The following is a 1,173-nucleotide window of genomic DNA, read 5'->3' as shown; positions in this document are numbered from 1 at the left end:
AGATCCTTTACGTCAATGCCATCGATGGAGATGATACCCTGCGTCACATCGTGGTAGCGCGGCAGGAGGTCAACGAGGGTAGACTTGCCCGAACCGCTCTGCCCAACGAGGGCAATGGTTTGACCCCGCTTGACGGTGAGGCTGACGTCGCGCAGTACGGGGGTAGTACCGTTGTAAGAGAAGCTGACGTGGTCGAAGCGTATCTCTGATTTCAGCCCATCGATGTGCTTGGGCTGCGCAGGCTCGGTGATGGGGTCGGGGGCGTGGAGTATCTTGTTGACGCGCTCCACGGAGGCCATACCCTTAGGGATGGCGTAGCCCGCCTTAGAGAAGTCCTTGAGCGGCTGGAGGGTGGAGTAGAGGATGACCATGTAGAAGATGAAGGTCGGGGCATCAATGGGAGAATGGTCGGAGAAGATGAGTGTACCGCCGTACCATAAGACAAGGACAATGAGCACGGTGCCCAAGAACTCGCTCACGGGGTGAGCCGAAGCCTGGCGCACGGCCACACGATTGGAGGCACTGCGAAAGTCCTGCGTAGTGCCCTCAAAGCGTGCCTGCATCTTATGCTCTGCCGTAAAAGCCTTGACGATACGCATGCCGCCCAGGGTCTCTTCGAGCTGCGACATGATGTCACTCCACTTGTTCTGTGCATCCAGGCTCTGGCGCTTGAGCTTACGCCCGATGCGTCCCATGGCCCAGCCCATCAAGGGGAGCACAATGAGGGTGAAGAGGGTGAGCTGCCAAGAGGTATAGATGAGTACACCGAAGTAGCAGATGAGGAGAATGGGGTTCTTAATCAACATATCGAGCGACCCTGTGATAGAGTTCTCTATCTCGCCCACGTCACCACTCATGCGAGCTATGATGTCGCCCTTTCGCTCATCGCTGAAGAAGGCGAGCGGCAGGGTGATAATCTTGCGATATACATTGTTGCGGATGTCACGTACCACACCGGTACGCATGGGCACCATGATGGCTACAGAGGCAAAGTAGCAGCCGGTCTTGAGCAACGTGGTGGCAATAAGGAAAAGCCCAATCCAAAGCAGGGCCGTAGCTGCACCGTACTGGTCCATCAGCTCGGTGGTGTACCAATACATATTGTTGACCAGTATGTCCTTCAGACTCATGCCCGTCGCTGACCAGGGGATAAACTCGTAACGGTTTTGGTCG

The 1,173-nt window shown here is 56.1% G+C and carries 1 protein-coding gene; it reads right to left on the bottom strand.

Going from position 1 to position 1,173, the window contains the following annotated elements; translation table 11 throughout:
* Positions 1-1,173: ABC transporter ATP-binding protein (locus tag Q4P78_RS09095; RefSeq protein ID WP_303340045.1), on the bottom strand; the 1,173-nt coding region annotated here is incomplete at both ends.

Origin of the sequence: Rothia sp. (in: high G+C Gram-positive bacteria) (assembly GCF_030540545.1) — a bacterium.
In the GTDB taxonomy this organism is placed as follows: domain Bacteria; phylum Actinomycetota; class Actinomycetes; order Actinomycetales; family Micrococcaceae; genus Rothia.
Note: the sequence above shows the minus strand (reverse complement) of the source record. Positions and strands in the feature narration are given on the sequence as shown.